Origin of the sequence: Streptomyces sp. SP17BM10 (genome assembly GCF_036322405.1) — a bacterium.
Lineage (GTDB): Bacteria > Actinomycetota > Actinomycetes > Streptomycetales > Streptomycetaceae > Kitasatospora.
Map to the genome: position 1 here is coordinate 43603 of NZ_JAQYXB010000424.1, position 17396 is coordinate 60998.

At 70.6% G+C, this 17396-nt stretch carries 16 protein-coding genes and 2 pseudogenes; 8 read left to right on the forward strand and 10 right to left on the reverse strand.

Annotated elements, in window-relative coordinates; all coding sequences use genetic code 11:
* Window positions 1-6 precede the first annotated feature (6 nt).
* The gene (locus PUR71_RS04180; RefSeq protein WP_329925008.1) at window positions 7-1110 is read left to right on the forward strand and encodes an aryl-sulfate sulfotransferase; all 1104 of its coding nucleotides are present in this window, start codon (window positions 7-9) and stop codon (window positions 1108-1110) included.
* 90 nt (window positions 1111-1200) lie between these two features.
* Window positions 1201-1605 (forward strand): annotated as a pseudogene (locus tag PUR71_RS04185) (IS5 family transposase); the annotation flags it as partial.
* Between the two features lie 327 nt (window positions 1606-1932).
* Here the strand turns inward: PUR71_RS04185 and PUR71_RS04190 are convergent.
* From PUR71_RS04190 to PUR71_RS04200, 3 genes are all read right to left on the reverse strand, one after another.
* Window positions 1933-3372, reverse strand: a complete 1440-nt coding sequence (locus tag PUR71_RS04190; protein WP_329924940.1) for a ricin-type beta-trefoil lectin domain protein — start codon at window positions 3370-3372, stop codon at window positions 1933-1935.
* A gap of 1093 nt (window positions 3373-4465) precedes the next feature.
* Window positions 4466-4711 carry a TetR family transcriptional regulator C-terminal domain-containing protein gene (locus PUR71_RS04195; RefSeq protein WP_329924941.1) on the reverse strand — a complete coding sequence of 82 codons (246 nt, stop codon included), beginning with the start codon at window positions 4709-4711 and terminating at the stop codon, window positions 4466-4468.
* A complete protein-coding gene (locus PUR71_RS04200) occupies window positions 4708-5193 on the reverse strand; it encodes a hypothetical protein (RefSeq protein ID WP_329924942.1) in 486 nt (161 codons plus the stop codon). The genes PUR71_RS04195 and PUR71_RS04200 overlap by 4 nt, the downstream gene beginning before the upstream one ends.
* 425 nt (window positions 5194-5618) lie before the next feature.
* Between PUR71_RS04200 and PUR71_RS04205 the strand changes: the two genes are divergently transcribed.
* The 4 genes from PUR71_RS04205 (at window position 5619) to PUR71_RS04220 (ending at window position 8231) form a co-directional block, all read left to right on the forward strand.
* On the forward strand, window positions 5619-5924 hold the full coding sequence (locus PUR71_RS04205) for a hypothetical protein (protein WP_329924943.1): 306 nt from the start codon (window positions 5619-5621) through the stop codon (window positions 5922-5924).
* 233 nt (window positions 5925-6157) lie between these two features.
* Window positions 6158-7147 (forward strand): SCO2583/SCO2584 N-terminal domain-containing protein, encoded by a 990-nt coding sequence (locus tag PUR71_RS04210; protein ID WP_329924944.1) that lies wholly within the window; start codon window positions 6158-6160, stop codon window positions 7145-7147.
* Window positions 7148-7456: 309 nt separating this feature from the next.
* Window positions 7457-7822 (forward strand): hypothetical protein, encoded by a 366-nt coding sequence (locus tag PUR71_RS04215; protein ID WP_329924945.1) that lies wholly within the window; start codon window positions 7457-7459, stop codon window positions 7820-7822.
* A gap of 64 nt (window positions 7823-7886) precedes the next feature.
* Window positions 7887-8231, forward strand: coding sequence for a hypothetical protein (locus PUR71_RS04220; protein WP_329924946.1), 345 nt, complete (start codon window positions 7887-7889; stop codon window positions 8229-8231).
* A 373-nt stretch (window positions 8232-8604) separates the two neighbouring features.
* On the opposite strand, the gene PUR71_RS04225 is transcribed toward PUR71_RS04220, so the two are convergent.
* From PUR71_RS04225 to PUR71_RS04240, 4 genes are all read right to left on the reverse strand, one after another.
* Window positions 8605-9171 carry a COG4315 family predicted lipoprotein gene (locus PUR71_RS04225; protein ID WP_329924947.1) on the reverse strand — a complete coding sequence of 189 codons (567 nt, stop codon included), beginning with the start codon at window positions 9169-9171 and terminating at the stop codon, window positions 8605-8607.
* Window positions 9172-9460: 289 nt separating this feature from the next.
* Window positions 9461-10000, reverse strand: coding sequence for a DUF6529 family protein (locus PUR71_RS04230; protein WP_329924948.1), 540 nt, complete (start codon window positions 9998-10000; stop codon window positions 9461-9463).
* A gap of 516 nt (window positions 10001-10516) precedes the next feature.
* Window positions 10517-11314: a phosphatase PAP2 family protein gene (locus PUR71_RS04235; protein WP_329924949.1), complete on the reverse strand. Its 798-nt coding sequence runs from the start codon at window positions 11312-11314 to the stop codon at window positions 10517-10519.
* Window positions 11315-11618: 304 nt separating this feature from the next.
* Complete coding sequence (locus PUR71_RS04240) at window positions 11619-11765, reverse strand: hypothetical protein (RefSeq protein ID WP_329924950.1); 147 nt, start codon at window positions 11763-11765, stop codon at window positions 11619-11621.
* Between the two features lie 248 nt (window positions 11766-12013).
* On the opposite strand from PUR71_RS04240, the gene PUR71_RS04245 reads away from it, so the two are divergent.
* Window positions 12014-12526, forward strand: coding sequence for a MarR family winged helix-turn-helix transcriptional regulator (locus tag PUR71_RS04245; RefSeq protein ID WP_329924951.1), 513 nt, complete (start codon window positions 12014-12016; stop codon window positions 12524-12526).
* Window positions 12527-12598: 72 nt separating this feature from the next.
* On the forward strand, window positions 12599-13486 hold the full coding sequence (locus PUR71_RS04250) for a sterol desaturase family protein (protein WP_329924952.1): 888 nt from the start codon (window positions 12599-12601) through the stop codon (window positions 13484-13486).
* A 30-nt stretch (window positions 13487-13516) separates the two neighbouring features.
* On the opposite strand, the pseudogene PUR71_RS04255 reads toward PUR71_RS04250, so the two are convergent.
* The 3 genes and pseudogenes from PUR71_RS04255 to PUR71_RS04265 all read right to left on the reverse strand — a co-directional run.
* Window positions 13517-13702 (reverse strand): annotated as a pseudogene (locus PUR71_RS04255) (phosphotyrosine protein phosphatase); the annotation flags it as partial.
* 150 nt (window positions 13703-13852) lie between these two features.
* Complete coding sequence (locus tag PUR71_RS04260; RefSeq protein ID WP_329924953.1) at window positions 13853-16492, reverse strand: fibronectin type III domain-containing protein; 2640 nt, start codon at window positions 16490-16492, stop codon at window positions 13853-13855.
* A gap of 611 nt (window positions 16493-17103) precedes the next feature.
* Complete coding sequence (locus PUR71_RS04265; protein WP_329924954.1) at window positions 17104-17370, reverse strand: hypothetical protein; 267 nt, start codon at window positions 17368-17370, stop codon at window positions 17104-17106.
* Window positions 17371-17396 lie beyond the last annotated feature (26 nt).

Genomic DNA, 17396 nt, shown 5'->3' on the forward strand with positions numbered 1-17396 from the left:
CCCGTGATCGACCAGAACACCCTGCGCCGCCGCGGCACCGGCCTGCGCGCACTCGACCGTGGGCGCGCCTTCGACGGCCTCACCCTGATCACCCCGATCGCCGGTCCCGGCGAGGCCTGCCTGATCGACCTCGACGGCACCGAACGGCACCGCTGGAACCTGCCGTACCCGCCCGGGCGGCACGCCCGGCTGTTGCCCGACGGCACGCTGTTCTACCAGGGCAAGGCCCCGCAGCCCGAGCCGCTCTTCCCGATCTGGGCCGTCTACCACGGCGGGGTGTTCCTCCAGGTCGCGCCCGACGGCACGGTCCTCCGCGAGGCCCGCCACCCCTTCCACCACCACGACGCCGAGCTCCTCCCCAACGGCAACCTGCTGCTGCTCGCCGTCGAGCCGGTGCCCGCCGGGTTCGCGTCGAGGATCCGCGGCGGCATCCCGGGCTCCGAGGCCTCGGGCGGGGTGGTCTGGGGCGACGTGGTGTACGAGATGACCTGGGAGGGCGAGACCGTCTGGCGCTGGTCCGCCGCCGAGCACCTCGACCCGCAGGAGACCGTCCTCGACTCCCACTACGCCCGCGAGCACTGGCCGATGGCCAACACCGTCAACCAACTCGCCGACGGCTCCGTCCTGGTGGGCTTCCGCAGCGCGTCGACGGCCGTGGTGATCGACCGCGCCACCGGTGCGGTGACCTGGCGGCTGGGGCCCGATGTCCTCGCCCAGCAGCACCACCCGCACGAGCTCGACAACGGCAACATCCTCGTCTTCGACAACGGCTCCTACCGGGAGGGGACTTCGGTGCCGTACTCGCGGGTGCTCGAGGTCGACCGGGCGAGCCGCTCGATCGTCTGGGAATACCGCGACGACCCGCCGCAGAACTTCTACAGCCCGTACATGTCCAACGCCCAGCGGCTGCCCAACGGCAACACCCTGATCGCGGAGGGCTCGTTCGGCCGTGTCTTCGAGGTCACGGCCGAGGGCGAGGTGGTCTGGGAGTACGTCGTGCCGTACTTCGGCTCCTTCGGCGAGGGGGTCGGCCTGGAGTCCTCCGGCGGGGCCCAGAACGCCGTCTTCCGGGCGTACCGGTACCCGCGGGCGGACATCCCGTGGCTGTGACGGCCTCCCCCCGGACGTGCTCAGCCGTGGCCGCGAAGATCATCGGATCGTTGGTCCGGTGCGCCGTCGACCGACGCGCAGTGGGCGCGGATAGAGCCGTTGTTGCCGGACCGAACGCCGAAGCGGGGCGGCCGGTGGCGTGACCACCGAGAGGTGATCGACGCCATCGCCTGGAAGTTCCAGACCGGCTCGCAGTGGTGCACCTGCCCGAGAAGTACGGCTCGGGGAAGGGCGTGTACACCCGGCTGCGGAACTGGGCGTTCGACGGGACCTGGGAGAGGGTCTTCACCGCCCTGCTCGCCCAGGCCGACGCCGAAGGTGACCTGGACTGGGTCGTCTCGGTCGAATCCACGATCGTGCGTGCGCACCAGCACGCGGCCGGGGCCCGCAAAAAGGTGCCCCGCCGGCGAACCCGCCCACCGCGCGATCGGGCGCTCCCGCGGCGGGCTGACCACGAAGATCCACCTCGCGGCGGACGGGCGTTGCCGCCCACTGTGCTTCCATCACCGGCGACCCCGAGGTGTACGGCCGGGTCTACCTGGGCGCCGGCGGCCGCGGCGTGGTGTACGGCACGACCCATCCTGACCGATCGGCCCGTGGACGGGCGGCGGGTCCGCGCCGTGCCGTCCACGGGCCGGGGCTGGGGGAGAGGCCGGGGTCGTCCAGGCACCGCCCCGCGGCAGGCTTCTGCGCGGAGCCCAGGGTACGAGCGCGTCCGCGAAGTCCGTCAACGCGGCTGCGGTGTGCGCGACAGTGGTGCGGACCCGCCCCGCACACCGCGCTCCGGGGCCGGTCCCGGGCGGCTGCCAAGGTGCAGCGGCGTCAGCCGAGCGTCCACTGCTGGTTGCTCTGGCCGGTGCAGGTCCACAGTTCGAGCGTGGCGCCGTCGACGGTGGACGCCCCCGTCACGTCGAGACAGAGCCCTGACTGCGCACCGGTGATCATGCCGTTGCTGTTGAGCGTCCACTGCTGGTTGGCGCCCCCGTTGCAGTCCCAGATCGCCACCGGGGTGCCGGGAGTCGTCTGGTTGTCGGCGGCGTCCAGGCACTTCGCGCCGCCGTAGACCGTGAGCTGGTTGCTCGCGGTGTGCGTCCAGGTCTGGTTGCCGTTGCCGTTGCAGTCCCAGATCTGCGCCACGGTGCCGTTGGTCCGGGATGCACCGGGCACGTCCAGGCACTTGCCCGCACCGACCGCGTGGACGGGGCCGGTGGTAGCGCCCGTGCTGCCCACGCCCCAGGCGTACTGAAGCCGGTCGAGGCCGGACCGGTTGTTGATGCTGAGCGTGTAGTTCGGCGCGGTGCCCTGGAGGGAGGTGATCGCGCAGGAGGCGTTCTCGCACGGGCCGGGGCCCTGGGTCTGGTCGGCGGACTTCACGCCTGCCCACAGGATCGCGCCCATGCCCTGCTTGCGCACGGTGTCGGTGAGCGCGTAGAGATAGGACACGTCGTTGACACCGTCGCGAGGGCCGTCGTAGTTCACACCGGTGTTCATCGGGACACCGAACTCGGTGAGCACGGCGCGGCTGTCGTATCCGCAGACGTTCTTCTCGAAGCTGGTGATCCAGTCGGCCTCGGTGGGGTGGGTCTCCCCGCCGAGGGTGTAGTCGTGGAGCGAGAGCAGGGTGCCGGCGAGCCGGGAGTCGGCGCCGACGGCGCACAGGTTCCCCTCCCAGGCGCCGGGCACCAGGATCCGTCCGCGGGGCACCTGGGAGTAGTGCGCCACCCAGGCCGCCGCGATGTCGTCCTCATCGGTGGTGCTGTAGCCCCACGGCTCGTTCATGATGCCGAAGTACACCCGGCTGTTGCCCGCGTACTTGTTGATCACGGTGTCCCACATCGCGTAGAACGAGGCGGTGTCGCCGATCACACCGTTCTGCAGCCACGGGGTGAGCACCACGTTCATGCCCAGCGCGGTGGCCGCGTCGAACGCGGCGGTGTAGCTGTTCCACCAACTGCCCGCAACGGTGGCCCGATTGAACGCCATGCGGACGGTGTTGGCGCCCAGCCCCTGGAAGCCCTTGAGGATGGAGGTGGCCTTCGCGGAGGTCGTCGCGTAATCATCCGTGTTCGACAGGCCCACCGGCGTGATGTTCCCGGTGACGAAGTTGTCGTTGGGGTCGGCCCAGTTCACGCCGCGGAACTGGTTGGTGGTGGCGTGCGCCGCGGTCCCGGTCGCCGCCTGCAGCCCGAGCACGCCGAGCAGCATCGCGACGACCAGGCCGACCGGGGTCAAGCGCCGGAAGCGGCTTCCATGGGTCTTCATGAACTCTCCTTCAGGAACGGGGTTCGCATTGCTTGATGCGGCGTCGACGAAAGCGCGTCTCCGGCCAGCGAGTTCGGTCAGCCCGCCCGGACAGGCCATGGTCAGCACGCGGCGGATCGCCGCCTTGCTCGGTGCCACGCGCACTCCCAGGGCACCGACGGCCGAAACACCCCTGGCAGGCGGGGGGCGTCCCTACTGCGGGGTCCACTTCTGGCTGCCGCCACCGGTGCAGGCCCACAGGACCAGGGCGGTGCCGTTGGCCGTGGCCGCGTTGACATGAGAGCCTTCCGCCTTGTCCGGCAACCAGCGTGAATGTGAGCGTTAACAATTAGGCGAGAGCAACAGCGTGGCGCGACGGCCTTCACTATGGGTCGGCTGCGGTGTTGCGTCAAGATTTCCGACACGCAAAGAAGTGACCGGCCACAGACCGGCGTTCCCTGGCGCGCGAGCCGATGTGCGAGTTGACGTGGCGACAGATCACCTCCCCATCCCGCATGCCGCCCTCACCGCCGGCAACGGCCAGGACGACCCACGAAGCCGCCATAGCCGCCCGCCCGCCGGCCGGCCGACGCGGGCACCCTGCCGGTCAGGGCCGATCGGCCGCACAGCAGATCCGACGTTCCATCGACGCCGTCGCGGCTGCGGGCACGTGACGTGCGAGGCTTGACACGGCCCTGGACTCCGGCTTCTCTGAACCGCCGGGGGCGCTTGAGGCGATGGGTTCCGGCTGGCCGCGTTCCTCTCCCCCGCCCCGAACGTGCCACCCACCACAGACGCCGGACATGCGCCCACACCCCTGTCCCCCAAACGCGTTCCTCGGCGCACCTTGGCCATGCGCTCCACGTACCAGGACCCGTCCTGGAACGGCACAGGCGCAGACGGGCCGGCAGCCCGGCGCCCCGGCCGTCCTCGTCGCGGACCACGAGCTGATCCGGAAACAACCCCATCACGACGAACGGGGGCTTGCCCATCCCCGGCCGACTGCCGCTCGTACCCACCGACAGCGCCTCTTCCCTGTCGGGTGGTGAGCTGTCACTGCTCCCGGAGGGCACGGGCGGCACTGTGGGCACCGCGAGCACTTCGGGCCACCGCACTACGGCCTGGGTGCGGCCAGAGTGTCGAGGTGACGGTGGAGCACCGCGCGCAGCTCGTCCGGGCCGACCAGGTCGGGATGCTGGACCGCCTGGAGGGTGAGGCCGTCCAACAGGGCGGAGAGGCGGCGGGTCTCGACGGCGAGGTCGAGGCCGGAAGCCCGACGTGTTCGGCGAAGCGGTTCGCGGCGTCGCCGACGGCGGCGTTCAGCTTGCCGTGGTGGAAGCGCATTAGCTCGCCTGCTCATGCCGTAATCGAGCGCACCCTGCCTGGGTCCAGGTGCAGCTCGAACGCGGTGTTGCACTCGCTGATCAGCGTGCCCACCTCTGCACCGCAGGGGCACAGTTGGTTCATACCGCTTTGGCCGTTGAAGCCGCAGCATCCCCCGGAATGCTTCCAGTCGGGATGTGGCTGGAGACCCGGCGCGTCATCGGGGTGCAGGACCACCGTGTTCCGGGGGCCTGCGGACACCAGGAACCCGTCTCCGTCCGGGTCGCCGAGGCAGGGCCCGCCGGCGAAGACCTCTCGACATTCGTCGGAGGGTACGAGCGGGGCACCCCACGGCTCGGGTTCCAGGGCGAAGAAGCCGAGTGGCAGGGTGGAGGTGGCTTGACGGGATCCGTCCGCTTTGGGAAACCCTTGATCCATCGGACGGACGGGCACCTCGGGCAGCTTGGTCAACGGACCGGCAATCGGACGATCACAAGCCGCACACACGAACACAGTCACCCGGAGTTGATAGCACCCGACCGGCACCCTGCCAAACGGATTACGGTGTGCTGTTGTGGCGCCGAGGAGAACAACAAAACCCTCGCTGCGCCGCAGGTCAAAAAGCTCCTCCCCGCGCGCGGGAGGTCGCTGAGTGTGGTGCTCGGCTCATTGGCGCCCGAGGCCCCGGAACGCCTCCGGCGCGGCTGCGAGCGGGGGTGAGGCACGGGCGAACCGGCGGTTCCCGACGTGGAATTCACTGTTCCCCTTCTCTGACTGTGCAGTTCGGCACCGAACGGACCCGTTGGCTGTGCACTGCGGCACCTGCCGTTCCCTTTCATCGATCTAGATTCGGTGCAAGCCCACAGCACGACCGTGGGCCAGGTAATGGGAAACAGGTTTCCCCCGAGGCGGGGAAACCTCCGCCCGGCAGGAGGGGGAATTCAATGCTCAAGGTACGTGCACTGGCACTGGCGGCGGTCGCCGCGGGCTCGCTCGTGGTCGGAGTGGGCGCCGCGGCGCCGGCGTCCGCGAGGACGACCGACGTCTGCGACGTCTGGAGCGACGGCAACACGTTCGGCACCAGCTGCGGGCGCTCCGACGTCGCGATCGTCTTCCGGGCCAAGGCCCTGTGCAACAACGGTCAGATCGTGTACGGGGCGTGGAAAGCGACCGGCGGCGGCTCCTGGAGCTACGCCTACTGCACGAGCGTGAACTCGACGGTCGCCTCCGGCGGGTGGCAGTTCGCCTAGGGCGACGCCGCCCCGCGGGGACGCCGGGATTCCCGCACGGAATCCCGGCGTCCCCGGCCGACCACCAGCCGATCGTCGGGTGGAAACCCGTGCAGTCCGGTTCCTGGAGCGGGCAGGACGGATGCGGTCCGCGATCCGCGTCCGCCTGCCCCTCCTCGGATCCCGGTCCGACGTGCCCGACCGACCCGGCCCTCGCCGGTCGGTGTGTCCGAACGGGCGGGCATACTGGCGCCGTGCCGACCGCCGAGGAACCCCACCAGTCCGCTTCGCCCGACCCGTTCGAGGGGCTCGTCCTGGACGAGCGTTTCGTCCAGGACGCCGCCGTCAAGGAGCCGACCGCCCGGACCCGCATGCTCGCCGCGCGGTGGCAGCAGGAGCCGCCGGTGGATCCGGGAGGCCGCCGATGGGCGCCCGGGGAGGCCTCCGGCGCGGGCTCCGGCGCGAGTCGCCCGCGGTGGGGCCGGCCCGGGCGGCGGCGCACCGGGCTGATCGCGGTCACGGCGTTCGCGGTGCTGCTGGCCGTCGCGGTCGGGGCGGACCCGGCCGGTCTGCTGAACGGGGGCGGCCGGGCGGCGCGCGTCCTGCGGCCGGCCGCGGACGTCGCGCTGCCCGGTGGCGGGGTCTCGGACGGCACCAGGTGCGGCGCCAAGGGGTTCCACCACTTCGAGCCGGCGCCCTCGTCCTTCACCTTCGCCGGAGCGCAGTCGGACACCCCACCGCCGGGACCCCAACTCGTCCTCAGCTCCTACGGGTTCTCCCGGACCTCCCCGCAGGACCCCGGGCACTTCACCATCGGGCTGGGGCTCGGCCCGGGCCCCAGCGCCGGCGGGCGGGCGCTGGACCTGTCCGCGCCGCTCGGTCCGCAGGGCGTGGCGGTCGAGATCGACGGCCCGGACGGCCTGGTCGCCGGGGCCCACGGGCTCCCGCTCACGCCCGACGACGACGCCCCGGCCAGCGCGGGCGGCACCGTCCACGCCGGGCCCGAGAGCGGCGCCTCCGTGCAGGTGACCCTCCCGGCCGAGGCCCTGTGCCCGGGCGTCGACGGCTTCACCGTCCAGCGGTTCCTGACGGCGCCGACCGACTCGAACAACACCATCACCGGCCAGCCGCGCTACCGGCTCACGGTCTCCATCTCCGATCCGGCGATCGGCGCGCTGCGTCGCCAGGTGGGCTCGACGGCGTCCGGCGACGTGCTGGCGACCGACAACCGGGTCCCCCGCTGAAAGGAATCCCCGCGCCGGATGCCACGGCGGTCTTCCGGGCGAGCGTCGCGGCGGCATGACGGCCACCCAGCCCCGGTACGGCAGGGCTCCGGGCGACCCGGACCGCGGCGAGCGGATCGGCGGCCCCGGGCACGGCAGACCGGGATGGCGGGTGCGGCAGCGGGGTCTGGTCTCACCCGAGCCGAAGGAGAGGGGGGTCGAGAACGCGCCGCCGATCGGGCCGGAAACGCACTGTTCGACAGGTCATTCGTACCGATAGGAATGGGCCCTGGCGCGGACTCGCCGCGTCACCCGAGAGGAGCCGCCTCCGTGACCCGCCTTCGCGCCGCCGTCCTGACCGTCGGCTGTACCGCCGCCGCCCTCACCCTCACCATGGGCACCGCCCAGGCCGCGCCCGGCAGCACCACCACGATCTGCGCGTCCTCGCTCACCCCGGACGGCTCCGTGGACGTCCAGTGGTGGAACAGCGCCGGCTGCGGCTCCGGCTTCACCCCCAACACCAAGAAGATCATGCAGCTCACCGGCTACCCGGTCGGCACCGTCGTCAACGCCTGCGCCTCCACCTGGCCGCCGGCCGGCTGGACGATCGTGAGCACCTACTACAGCTCCGGGTGCCAGTACTCCGCGGTGCCGAGCCTCGAGAAGAACACGTGGCAGCTCAAGCGCGTCTCCTGACGCCTGCTGGGCTCCCGGCGCCCTGGTTACTCGTGCGGCAGGTCTGGTCCTCGCCGCTGTCGCCGTGGTGGGCGCCGTCGCGGCCCCCGCCTCGGCGGCGGTGAAGCCGGTCTTCCTCACCGAGGTGAACCACCCGTGCGCATGGCTGCTCAGCACGCCGCGGGGCGTGGTCGGCGGCGGCCTGATCGACGCCGACGACCCCGGCCGGCTCATGCTGCTGCGCGTGGAGGTGAAGGCCGAACGGGCCTGGGGCGGTCCGCGGGAGACGATGGCGGCCGTCACCGGTGTGCGGACCGGCTCGATCCGGCTGACCACACCCGCGGTGGCCACCGGCTACCGCACCCTGGTGTGCGCCACCGGCGGTCCGGCGGACTCCCCCGAGGCACAGCGCACCGCCTGCAGGTCCTGACGTGGCGTCGGCGGCGCATGCCCGGTTCTCCCGAAAGCTGCGCGCCGGACGGCAGCAGCATCGATTCCGCGGTGCGACTCCCCAGGCCGACGCAACCTCTGATCACCGGCACCGCCGGGTGCGGGCGCCCCGGGCCCGTGCCCGGGGCGCCCGCACACCGTGCCACCGCGGGAGAGGCTCTCGTCCCAGGCGAGGCGGTCCAGCACCGCGTGGCCGTCCAGTGGCGACCACAACGTCAACTCGTACGCCGATCACCAGGCCGCGAGAACTCCGCACCCGTCGTGTCTCACAGCCCGAACAAACGCTCACCAGGCCAAGGCGCGCGGCCTGGGCTGCGGTGGCCACGACCGAGAAGAGACTGCAGGGCAACGCCTCAGTACCCCGTGGAGCTGGCCGACGACGAGGCGGACGCAGAGGCCGCACTCGTGACCGCGTCGCCACTGGGACTGACCACGTACCACGACGCGCCGAAGGCGTTGACGCCCTGACCGTGGGTCTCTCCGGGCTTCGTGTCCTTGAAGAAGTAGTACAGCGGGTGGCCGTTGTAGGTCACCTGGGTCGAGTTGTCCGATCGGGTTGTCGTCGCGACCAGGGATGCGGTCGCTCCACTGCTGTTGGGTGTCCCGGTCGTGGTCAGCGGCGGCCAGTTCTGCGTACAGGTGCCGTTGCAGTTCGAGCTCGTCCCGGTATCGGCCTTGAAGAGGTACAACGTCCTGCCGGAGCCGTCGACGAGGATCTGACCGTACGGCGAATCCGCCGTCTTCACCGTGGCGGCACCACCGACGGGAGTAGCCGAGCCCGCGGTGGCCGTCGGGGCACTGGCGCTCGCGGTCGGGGTCGGGGTCGGGGTCGGGGAAGCCGTGGTGCCGGAACTGCTGCACCCGGAAACAGCGACCGCCGTGACGGCGGCACCGACGGCAAGGGTGGCGAAACGATTCATGACAGACCTCTCGACCCTGGGGATGCGGTGGGACGCCGTCGAGCGGCCACACCGGCGGCGGAGTCTCCGAACCACGTTACGCACCGACGCCCGCCCGGCCTTCCTGGGCGATCCGGCGCACACCGACCTTCACTCGTGCGGCCGACCAGAGTGCCGCAGCGGGGTTCGGCCGTCGCCACTGGCCCGTCTCCGGGGATCCGCCGACCAGTGCCCCCGGGGGGACTGCGTTGCGGATCGGCCCGATCGGCCGAATTCCGGTCATACCGAAGGGGCTGCGGACGATTCGACGTCAGAACCCCGGCACGTGGAACCCGTCGAAGAACCACAGCGCACTGGTGTACCAGACGACGACAACGGTCACGACCAGCACGCCGCCTGACAGCGGCAGCAGCCAGCCGACCACTCGCCGAGAATGGACGAACACCAGCTTGGCTGCGAACGCACCGTAGAAGAAGCATGCTGCGAGGGAGTGGATTGCGGCACGAACCGGGGTGAGCTCGACCCCGTATGTCTGGATGCAGTGGGCGGCGATGGGAAGTGTGCCGAAAAACGCAAGCGCCCCGATCGCCCGGTGGGCGCGCGGGACAGCTGTCGGAACTGTCGGTACGCGCGTCGTCCCTGGCAGTCGGCGGTACATCCACAGTGCCAGCATGAGCTGGACGATCGCCAGTCCGAGGATCACCGTGGCCAGCCGGGCCTTGAGCCGGACCGCGTCCGTCAGGTGCTGCCCGAACAACCCCGCCGCAAAGTCCGGCGTGACGTTGCGGCCGATCAAGAACAAGCCCAGCGTCACGGTGGCCGCCAGACCCAACGCCACGAGCACCGTCATGATCTGTCGGGTACTTCGATTCGCCTTCCCGTTCACGGCAGGCCCTCCATCCAGTGGTCCATACAGGCGGTGGGCGGCATTGAGCACGCAAACTCGACGTCCCTCGCTCACGGCAGCGCCTCGTCGACCGTACGTCAGGTCCGGGTCAGCGATGCGGTAGCGACCCTGGGCTTCACCCGTGGCAGCGAGCCAGTCAGCCGCGGACGAATTCACAGATGCCGCGCTGGGCCTGCCGGCGATGCGACCACAGGCACAACCGCACCCACGGCAGCGTGTCCCGCTCCGTAGTCCAGACCGGGCCCGGCCCACGGCAGCGAGATCGCGCAAGCCCCGCCACCGCCCGCGTCGACCGGCGGGACGCCACGTCAGCCTCCCCTTGCTGGCATCGGCGTCCACGAACCGCATGCAGGCCGTGGTCTTCGCCTACCGCCCCGGCCTGACTCACCGGCCCCGCCCGGCCGGAGACGCTCGCGCTGTGGTCGCAGGCGGAGCGCCGCTCGGAATTGGTGCGGACGGCTACGCCCCGGGTACGCCGGGCTCCCCGCTGTCCGGCCCCGGCACGATCGGCTGACGCGGCGGCAGGAACGGCAAGCCCGCAGCCAGCCACGCGCAGGCGAGGAGCCAGCCTCCGACGACGTCCAGCGGCCAGTGCACACCGAGATACACGCGACTCAGACCGATCAGGAACACGAACAGCGCGGCGCCGGTGACGCAGGCCCGGGCGACCGTCGGGCGGACCCGGATGAGCGCCACCACGAGCAGCCCGGCGCTCACGGCGGAGGTGAAGGAATGCCCCGACGGGAAGGAGAAGCCGGAGGCGGTGGTCGCCCAGTTTGCCCGCGCCGGACGAGGCCGTCCGAACGCGTGCATGAGCCCCGCGCGCACGAGCTCCCCGCCGGCGAGCCACAGCACGGGGCCCATCAGCAGCAGCACCGTCCGCCACCGCCGTCGTGGCGCGGCCGGGGCCCGTACCACGACGGTCCCGGCCGCCAGGGCCGTGAGATAGGGCACGACGCCGGTGCCGAACGAGGTGAACACGACGGCCGCCGACCGGATGACGGGCGGACGGTGTGCCGCGCACCAGCCGACGGCAGCCCGCTCGAAGCCGAACGGGACCCAGTTCCGGGCGGCGAGCACCCCCGCGAGGGCGGCGAAGAGAACGACCGAGATGCCCACGGCCGCGGACCACGCGCGCTCAGAGCGGAACATCCTTCGTACCACCGCCCCCATGGAAGAAAGGACCCGGCCGGACGCGGCGACGCGGCCCAGGCCGGACAGGAGCAGGCCCGGCCAGGACGGCTGACGCCTGGGCATATGGCAGGACGATACCTGGGCCGGGCCCGGCGAACGCGCTGGTGCCGGCGTCAGCTGGGCGGGGACGGGTCGGGGATGCTGCCCGTCGAAGGCCTGCGGTGGCAGGCCCAGGGACCTGGCACGCGAGTGGCGCCGGCTGCGGCGCGGGCCCGGTTTTCGTCATGGCGCACAGCATCCCGTGCCCGGTCGTGGTTACAACGGCTGCGACCCGGTTGCCGGAAGACCGGCCTCCGGCGGACGGCACCCGCAGTCGTGGTGCGCCCCGTGTCGTCCGCGAGGGTGCCAGACGGATGCTGGCAGCGCGCTACTGGTCGAAACCGGCGCGCAGGGCCGCGATGAACCAGGCGAACACCGGCGCCAGGCTTGTCGGGGCGGGCCATCCGTTGATGACGGCCAGGAGGTGCCAACAGCGTTCCGCGCGCGAGTCGTTGGCGACCTCCAGGCGTGTCAACAGCCAGCGGCGCAGGTCGGTGTCGTCGGCGCGGCCGAAGACCTGGGCGTAGCGGGCGGTGAGGGCGTCGATGCGAGGCTTTCCGGCCGTGGGAACCAGCCCAGCCAGCCGACTTCTTCACCCCGGAGGGCCAGGCGGAGCGGATCGGTGCGAGCACGCTCCTTCCGCTGGGCAGGAAGCACAGCCGGGCAGGGCCAGTTCGTCATCCATGGTTGCGCTTCCCGGCCGGTCACCCTAGATTGTCAACCATGGTTGCTGAGTTCTCCCGAGAAGGCCAGTACCGGGCGGTGGGACCGCAGTTGCTGCGTTCCTGGCTCGGTTACCGGCGTCGTGTCGAGGAGCGGCTGGCCGCCGCGGGGTTCGCCGACCGTCGCCTGCCCAACGGGGTGATCCTGCGGCTGTGCGCGACGGACGACGAGATGACGGTCTCCCGGATCGGCCGCGAGCTGGACATCAGCCGTCAGGGGGCGAGCAAGCAGGTGGGCGAGCTCGTCGTGGAGGGCTACCTCGTCCTGGAGCAGTCGCCCGACGACGGCCGGGAGAAGTTCGTGCGCCCCACTCCGGCGGCCCTCGTGTTCCTCCGCTCCTTCGACCAGGCCCGCCGTGAGGTCGACGAGGAGATCCGCGCCCGGCTCGGCGATGAGGCGCTCGACGCACTGTCAGCCCTGTTCGACCTGCTCGCGGACCCGGACGACGGGCGCGTCAACGTCTGGCGCGAGGCCCGCGCCCGAGCCGCCCTCCTCGGCCTGGATCAGCAGTAGTGGCACCGCGATCGCCCCGGCAGCGCGCCACGACCGCTCCGACAGCAGATCCCCTGACGAAAGGTCGACCTCATGGAGCAAGCCCTCATGATCGGGCTCTACGCAGCCCCGGCGTTCTTACTGCTGATGACCGTCGAGCTCATCGGCTACCGGCTGGACAAGGACCCCAGGACCCCGCGGGTCGGCTTCTCGGCCCGTGACACCGCCACCAGCCTGTCCATCTACGCGATCGGCCGCATCGTCAAACCGCTCGGCAAGTTCATCGAGCTGCCGATCGTGGCCTTCGCCGCAGCCCTCGCGCCGCACACCCTGTCCTCGTCGAGGTGGTGGGTGTGGGCCGTGGCGATCCTCCTGGCAGACCTCGCCTACTACGCCAAGCACCGGATGGACCACCGCATCCGGCTGTTCTGGGCCGCGCACAGCGTCCACCACTCCAGCCAGCACTTCAACCTCTCCACCGCAGTCCGCCTGCCCTGGCTGATCCCCGGGTCGTTCCTGGCCGGCGTGGTGGACATCCCGCTCGCGCTGCTCGGCATACCCGCCTGGATGATCTTCGTGTCCCAGTCGATCGTGCTGCTCTACCAGTACCCGATCCACACGGAGCGCATCGACCGCCTCCCGCGTGCGGTCGAGTACGTCTTCAACACCCCCTCCCACCATCGCGTCCACCACGGTGCCAACAACCCGTACCTGGACAGGAACTACGGCGGCATCCTGATCATCTGGGACCGGATCTTCGACAGCTACGCCGAGGAGACCGAACGCGTCCGCTACGGGCTGACGAAGAACATCGACACTTTCAACCCGCTCAAGGCCAACTACCACGAGTTCACAAGCCTGTTGCGCGACATCCGTGGTGCGCGGACCTGGCGAGGGCGGATCGGCTACGTCGTCCAGCCTCCGGGCTGGCGCGAGAGCGAGACCGCCGAGCAGCAGCCCGGCGTCCCCGTGTCCGCCTGACAGCCGTCCATCGGGCCGTGTCGCCGACGGTCACACGGCGGCGACGGCGCCCAGTTCGTCGAGCAGGCCGCGAACGAGCAGCTCGATCCGGTCGCGGACCGGGCGGACGGCAGCGACGCCCTGACTGGCCGGGTCGTCCGGCTTCCAGTGCAGGTACCGCTGGCCGGGGAAGTACGGGCAGGCGTCGCCGCAGCCCAGGGTGATCACCACGTCGGTTGGAGGCCTCGGCGGAGGGAGCCGGCCCGGCCCCTGGGGCAGTCCCCGGCGATGCAGCTGATCAGCATCTCCCGCCCGCCGGGGGAACCTCAGGCGCGGCAGGCGAGGGGCGGCAGGGTGTGTTCCCTGCCGCCGTCTCGTCAGGTGGGGCTATCCGGCCGAGGCGGCCGGTGTCCGGGGAGCCCGGATCAGGGCGGAAGGCGGGTTGCCCTGCTTCTTGGTGTCCGGTGGCGAAGTCGCGCCCGTGGCTTTCGACGGAGGCCGCAATGCGATCACGCAGTTGGACTTACTGGATTCGGCTTCGCCGTTGATGGCGGTGACACAGAATTCGTAGTTCCAGACGCCGGGGACCAGGTAGGCGATGCCTCGGCCGGCTTCGTTGGTGACGTACTCGTCGGCCTTGGACGGGCTGCCGTCGTTGATATTGCGGATCCAGACACGGTAGCCGGCGGCCTGGCTGGACCCGGCCCAGGTCAACTGCACCGTGGTGGCGTCGGTGGAGGTGACCTCCAAGCCGCTGGGGGCTGGTGGCGTCCCGGCGCCGACGGTGACGGAACGGGCGACGCCCGGCATTCCGCCGCCGGCGGCATTCCACGTGGCCACCGCGACGAGGTAGTGGTGGCCCGGGTTCAACCCGTCGATGTGCACCGACTTTCCCTTGACCGCGGTGCTGTTGGTGAACGCGCCGGGGGTGTCCCTGTCCCAGGTGATGATCTCGTACCGGTCGATCGTGTCGGTGTACGGGCCGGTCGGCGCGTCCCAGGACACGTCCACGCCGGTGGCGGTGGCGCGGGTGACGATCCCCGTAGGCGCCGCGGCGGTCTTCGGGTGCGCGGTAGCACTGAGCGTCTCGGACCACCCGGACTTCCCGTCATCGGCGTTGTCGGTGCGGACCTGGTATTCCCACTCCCAGCCGTCGAGGGTCCAGGTGGTGTCGAAGCGGGCCGCTCTGACCGGCGTCTCGGTCCAGGTGCTGGAGCCCTTGATCCGGTGCCGGACGGTGTAACCACGGGCACCGTAGACCGGTTTCCATTTCAGGGTGATCCCGCTCGGTCCGGAGTCGACCCAGATCGTGCCCGGCGCGAGCGTCGGCCGGTCGGGGATGTGCGCGGGGATGCTGATCAGTTGACTGCCGAGACCGTAGCTGTCGTGCAAGGTGCGCACGAATGCCTGGGCGATCTGGTATTCGCCCAGGGCGTTGGGGTGCAGCCCGTCGTAGCCGGCAGGACAGCTGTTCCTGTCGCAGCTGTAGTTTCCCGCCCAGTCGACCAGGGCCACACGGGACTTGCCGGTGTTCCACGACGGGATCGCGTCCGCGAGCATGCTGTTGTACTTCGTGGTGTTGCCGGGCAGGTCGTCCCGGCCACCGATGAACGTCCGCTGCGGAACGTTGGCCAGGGCGAAATTGAGGTCCGGTTTGACGGCGCGGGCCCGGTCGACCAGCGTCCGCATACTGTCCACAGTGCCTTCCGGGCCACTGACGAACCAGCCCATGTCGTTGAACCCGAGCCCCACCAACAGCAGGTCGGGCTGGTACTTCGCCACCTGTTCGGCGATCAGTTTCTGGTCCTGCGCCGCCTGCTGGCCCCAGACCGCGAAGTGGTCGGTGTCGAACTCCGCCGCGACTCCGTCGGCGTACCCGCCCGAGGTGACGGGAGCGCTCTCAGCCGGTTGCGGGGTTTGCCCCTGCAGTGGCGGCACGGGCGGGGCCTGGGGGGACGCCTGCGGCCGGGTTCCTTCGTACGGGCCGACGAAATCGACGTCGATGCGCTCCGTCTTGAACCATTCCCACAGGCGGTAGCGCCAGGTCCAGTCACCTTCATAGCCCTGAGTCATCGAATCGCCCACCACCATGACCTTCAGCGGCACCGCGGACTGGCCGACACCGCGGGAAAGCCTTTGCAGGGCCTCGTACAGGTTCGGCCCCATACCGTGGAGGCTGTCGGCCATGAATCCGAGGACGTTGCCCATGTTCCCCAGCTTCGTCGCGAAGCCTCGCAGGCTCTTCTGAGCATTTGCTATCAGGGAGGAGGTGCCCGCAGTAGCCCATTTCAGCAGCTGGCCGCCGAGGCCGCCGTTGACGCCACCCCACATCGCGACGGCAAGCGCCTCCTTCCACACCTCGGCGTCACCCAGCGAACGGTCGTCGTAATAGGCGTTCATCAGCTCACCGACGAGTGCGCCCATCGCCCCGCTCACCGCTCCGCACACCGGGGCCGCCGCCGGAGCCCCCACGTTGAACGCGAGCAGGCACACGGCCCCGGAGACGATGGTGACGCCGAGGGCGACGCCACCGGCTATCGTCTTCTGCCACCAGTTCGCCGTGGTACCGATCTCCGCCTTGGGCACCACGAACACGAGGCTGTCCGCGACGGAGACCACGCGCACGTCGTGGTCGGTGGCGGTGCTCCAGTCCTTCGGGGGGTAGATCCCCACGCTGTTCCGCTGGAGCCGCTTGGCCACCGACTCACCCACGGACATGCCCGCGTCCTGGTCGGCACGTATCGAGTCGGCCCAGCTCGACTTGACTTTGTCCAGTTGCTCCTGTCCCTCGGGGGGAACGTGGAAATCGAAGGCGATGATCAAGTCGTCATCGGCCTTCCCCAACTCCTGGAGCGCCCCGGCGTCACGGGCGCATCCCATACGGAGCGTCACGGGCGCGTCCTGTTCGGCGCTGAAGGACGTGGCGTGCGCGCCGCACGCCCCAACAGGCCCCTTGACGGGCCCCTGCGCCACGGCGGGTCCTGCGGACCCGACCATCAGCAACGCCACCGTCAAGGTGAACGCCATGAGGCAATTGCTGCGCCGGCGCCTGTGCCACCTGCGCCCGCCGGGACGTGTTCTCGCCATACCTAATCCGGCCATGCCGCCCATCACTCCTCACCAGCGAAGGATCCCGGAACGCGAAATCACGTGCCGGGGCAGCGTTTCGGGCACTCCGCACCGTCTGAGGGGCGAAGAGCGCCGATTGGGTGATCATGTCGTACACGCAGAGTGCCTACAAGGGTTGAATTGCAAAGCTCATGACAGCAAGTCACCTGATGCCACGTCACATCGACGAAGCGGATGCTTCACCATGTGAGGCCCACCATCGCCTGCGCAACAACCGTGCCTGACCCGGGGAATGAACGATGGCCCTGTCGCTTGAGCGGCAGGTCGAGGTGATGCGGCTTCATGGGTGGGTGGCGTCGGCCCGGCTCAGCAGGGCCTGGAGCGGCCGGCCCCTGCGGCTTGGGCTCCTTCGCGGCGAGGCAGGACGCCGCCTGTGGTGACGCGGCGGGTATCACCCTTGGGAAGGCCATGTGGTCGCGGACCACCCGGTGGCCGATGACCTCGCCGTGGGCGCTGTGGACGCGGGCCCTCCGCGGCGGGACCCAGGTCCCGGAGGGGGCATCGTCCGGTCAGGACCAGGGCGTGGAGGTCCGGCCGTCGGGTTCCAGGCCGTAGCGCAGCAGTTGGGCCCAGTGCGGATCGGCGGAGCGGCGTTCGGCCAGTGCTTCCAGGGCCTGGCTCCGTCCGGCGTCGGCGGCGCGGCGGCAGGCCTCCTCGGGCTGCTCCGGTTCCGGTGCCGGCCCCGGAACGGCCAGGCCCCTCTCGTAGCCGTCCGTGGTGATGGCCCACAGGGCGATAGCGCTTCCCCGGTAGGCGCCTTCGGGCAGCTTCTCCACTCCGCCCTGAGCGCCGCTCGGCCCGC

Bases quoted from the DNA above. Each gene is read 5' to 3' on its own strand.
- PUR71_RS04190 (WP_329924940.1), bottom strand. From the start codon at position 3,372: ATGAAGACCCATGGAAGCCGCTTCCGGCGCTTGACCCCGGTCGGCCTG.
- PUR71_RS04195 (WP_329924941.1), bottom strand. From the start codon at position 4,711: ATGAGCAGGCGAGCTAATGCGCTTCCACCACGGCAAGCTGAACGCCGC.
- PUR71_RS04205 (WP_329924943.1), top strand. From the start codon at position 5,619: ATGCTCAAGGTACGTGCACTGGCACTGGCGGCGGTCGCCGCGGGCTCG.
- PUR71_RS04225 (WP_329924947.1), bottom strand. From the start codon at position 9,171: ATGAATCGTTTCGCCACCCTTGCCGTCGGTGCCGCCGTCACGGCGGTC.
- PUR71_RS04230 (WP_329924948.1), bottom strand. From the start codon at position 10,000: ATGACGGTGCTCGTGGCGTTGGGTCTGGCGGCCACCGTGACGCTGGGC.
- PUR71_RS04235 (WP_329924949.1), bottom strand. From the start codon at position 11,314: ATGCCCAGGCGTCAGCCGTCCTGGCCGGGCCTGCTCCTGTCCGGCCTG.
- PUR71_RS04245 (WP_329924951.1), top strand. From the start codon at position 12,014: ATGGTTGCTGAGTTCTCCCGAGAAGGCCAGTACCGGGCGGTGGGACCG.
- PUR71_RS04250 (WP_329924952.1), top strand. From the start codon at position 12,599: ATGGAGCAAGCCCTCATGATCGGGCTCTACGCAGCCCCGGCGTTCTTA.
- PUR71_RS04260 (WP_329924953.1), bottom strand. From the start codon at position 16,492: ATGGCGTTCACCTTGACGGTGGCGTTGCTGATGGTCGGGTCCGCAGGA.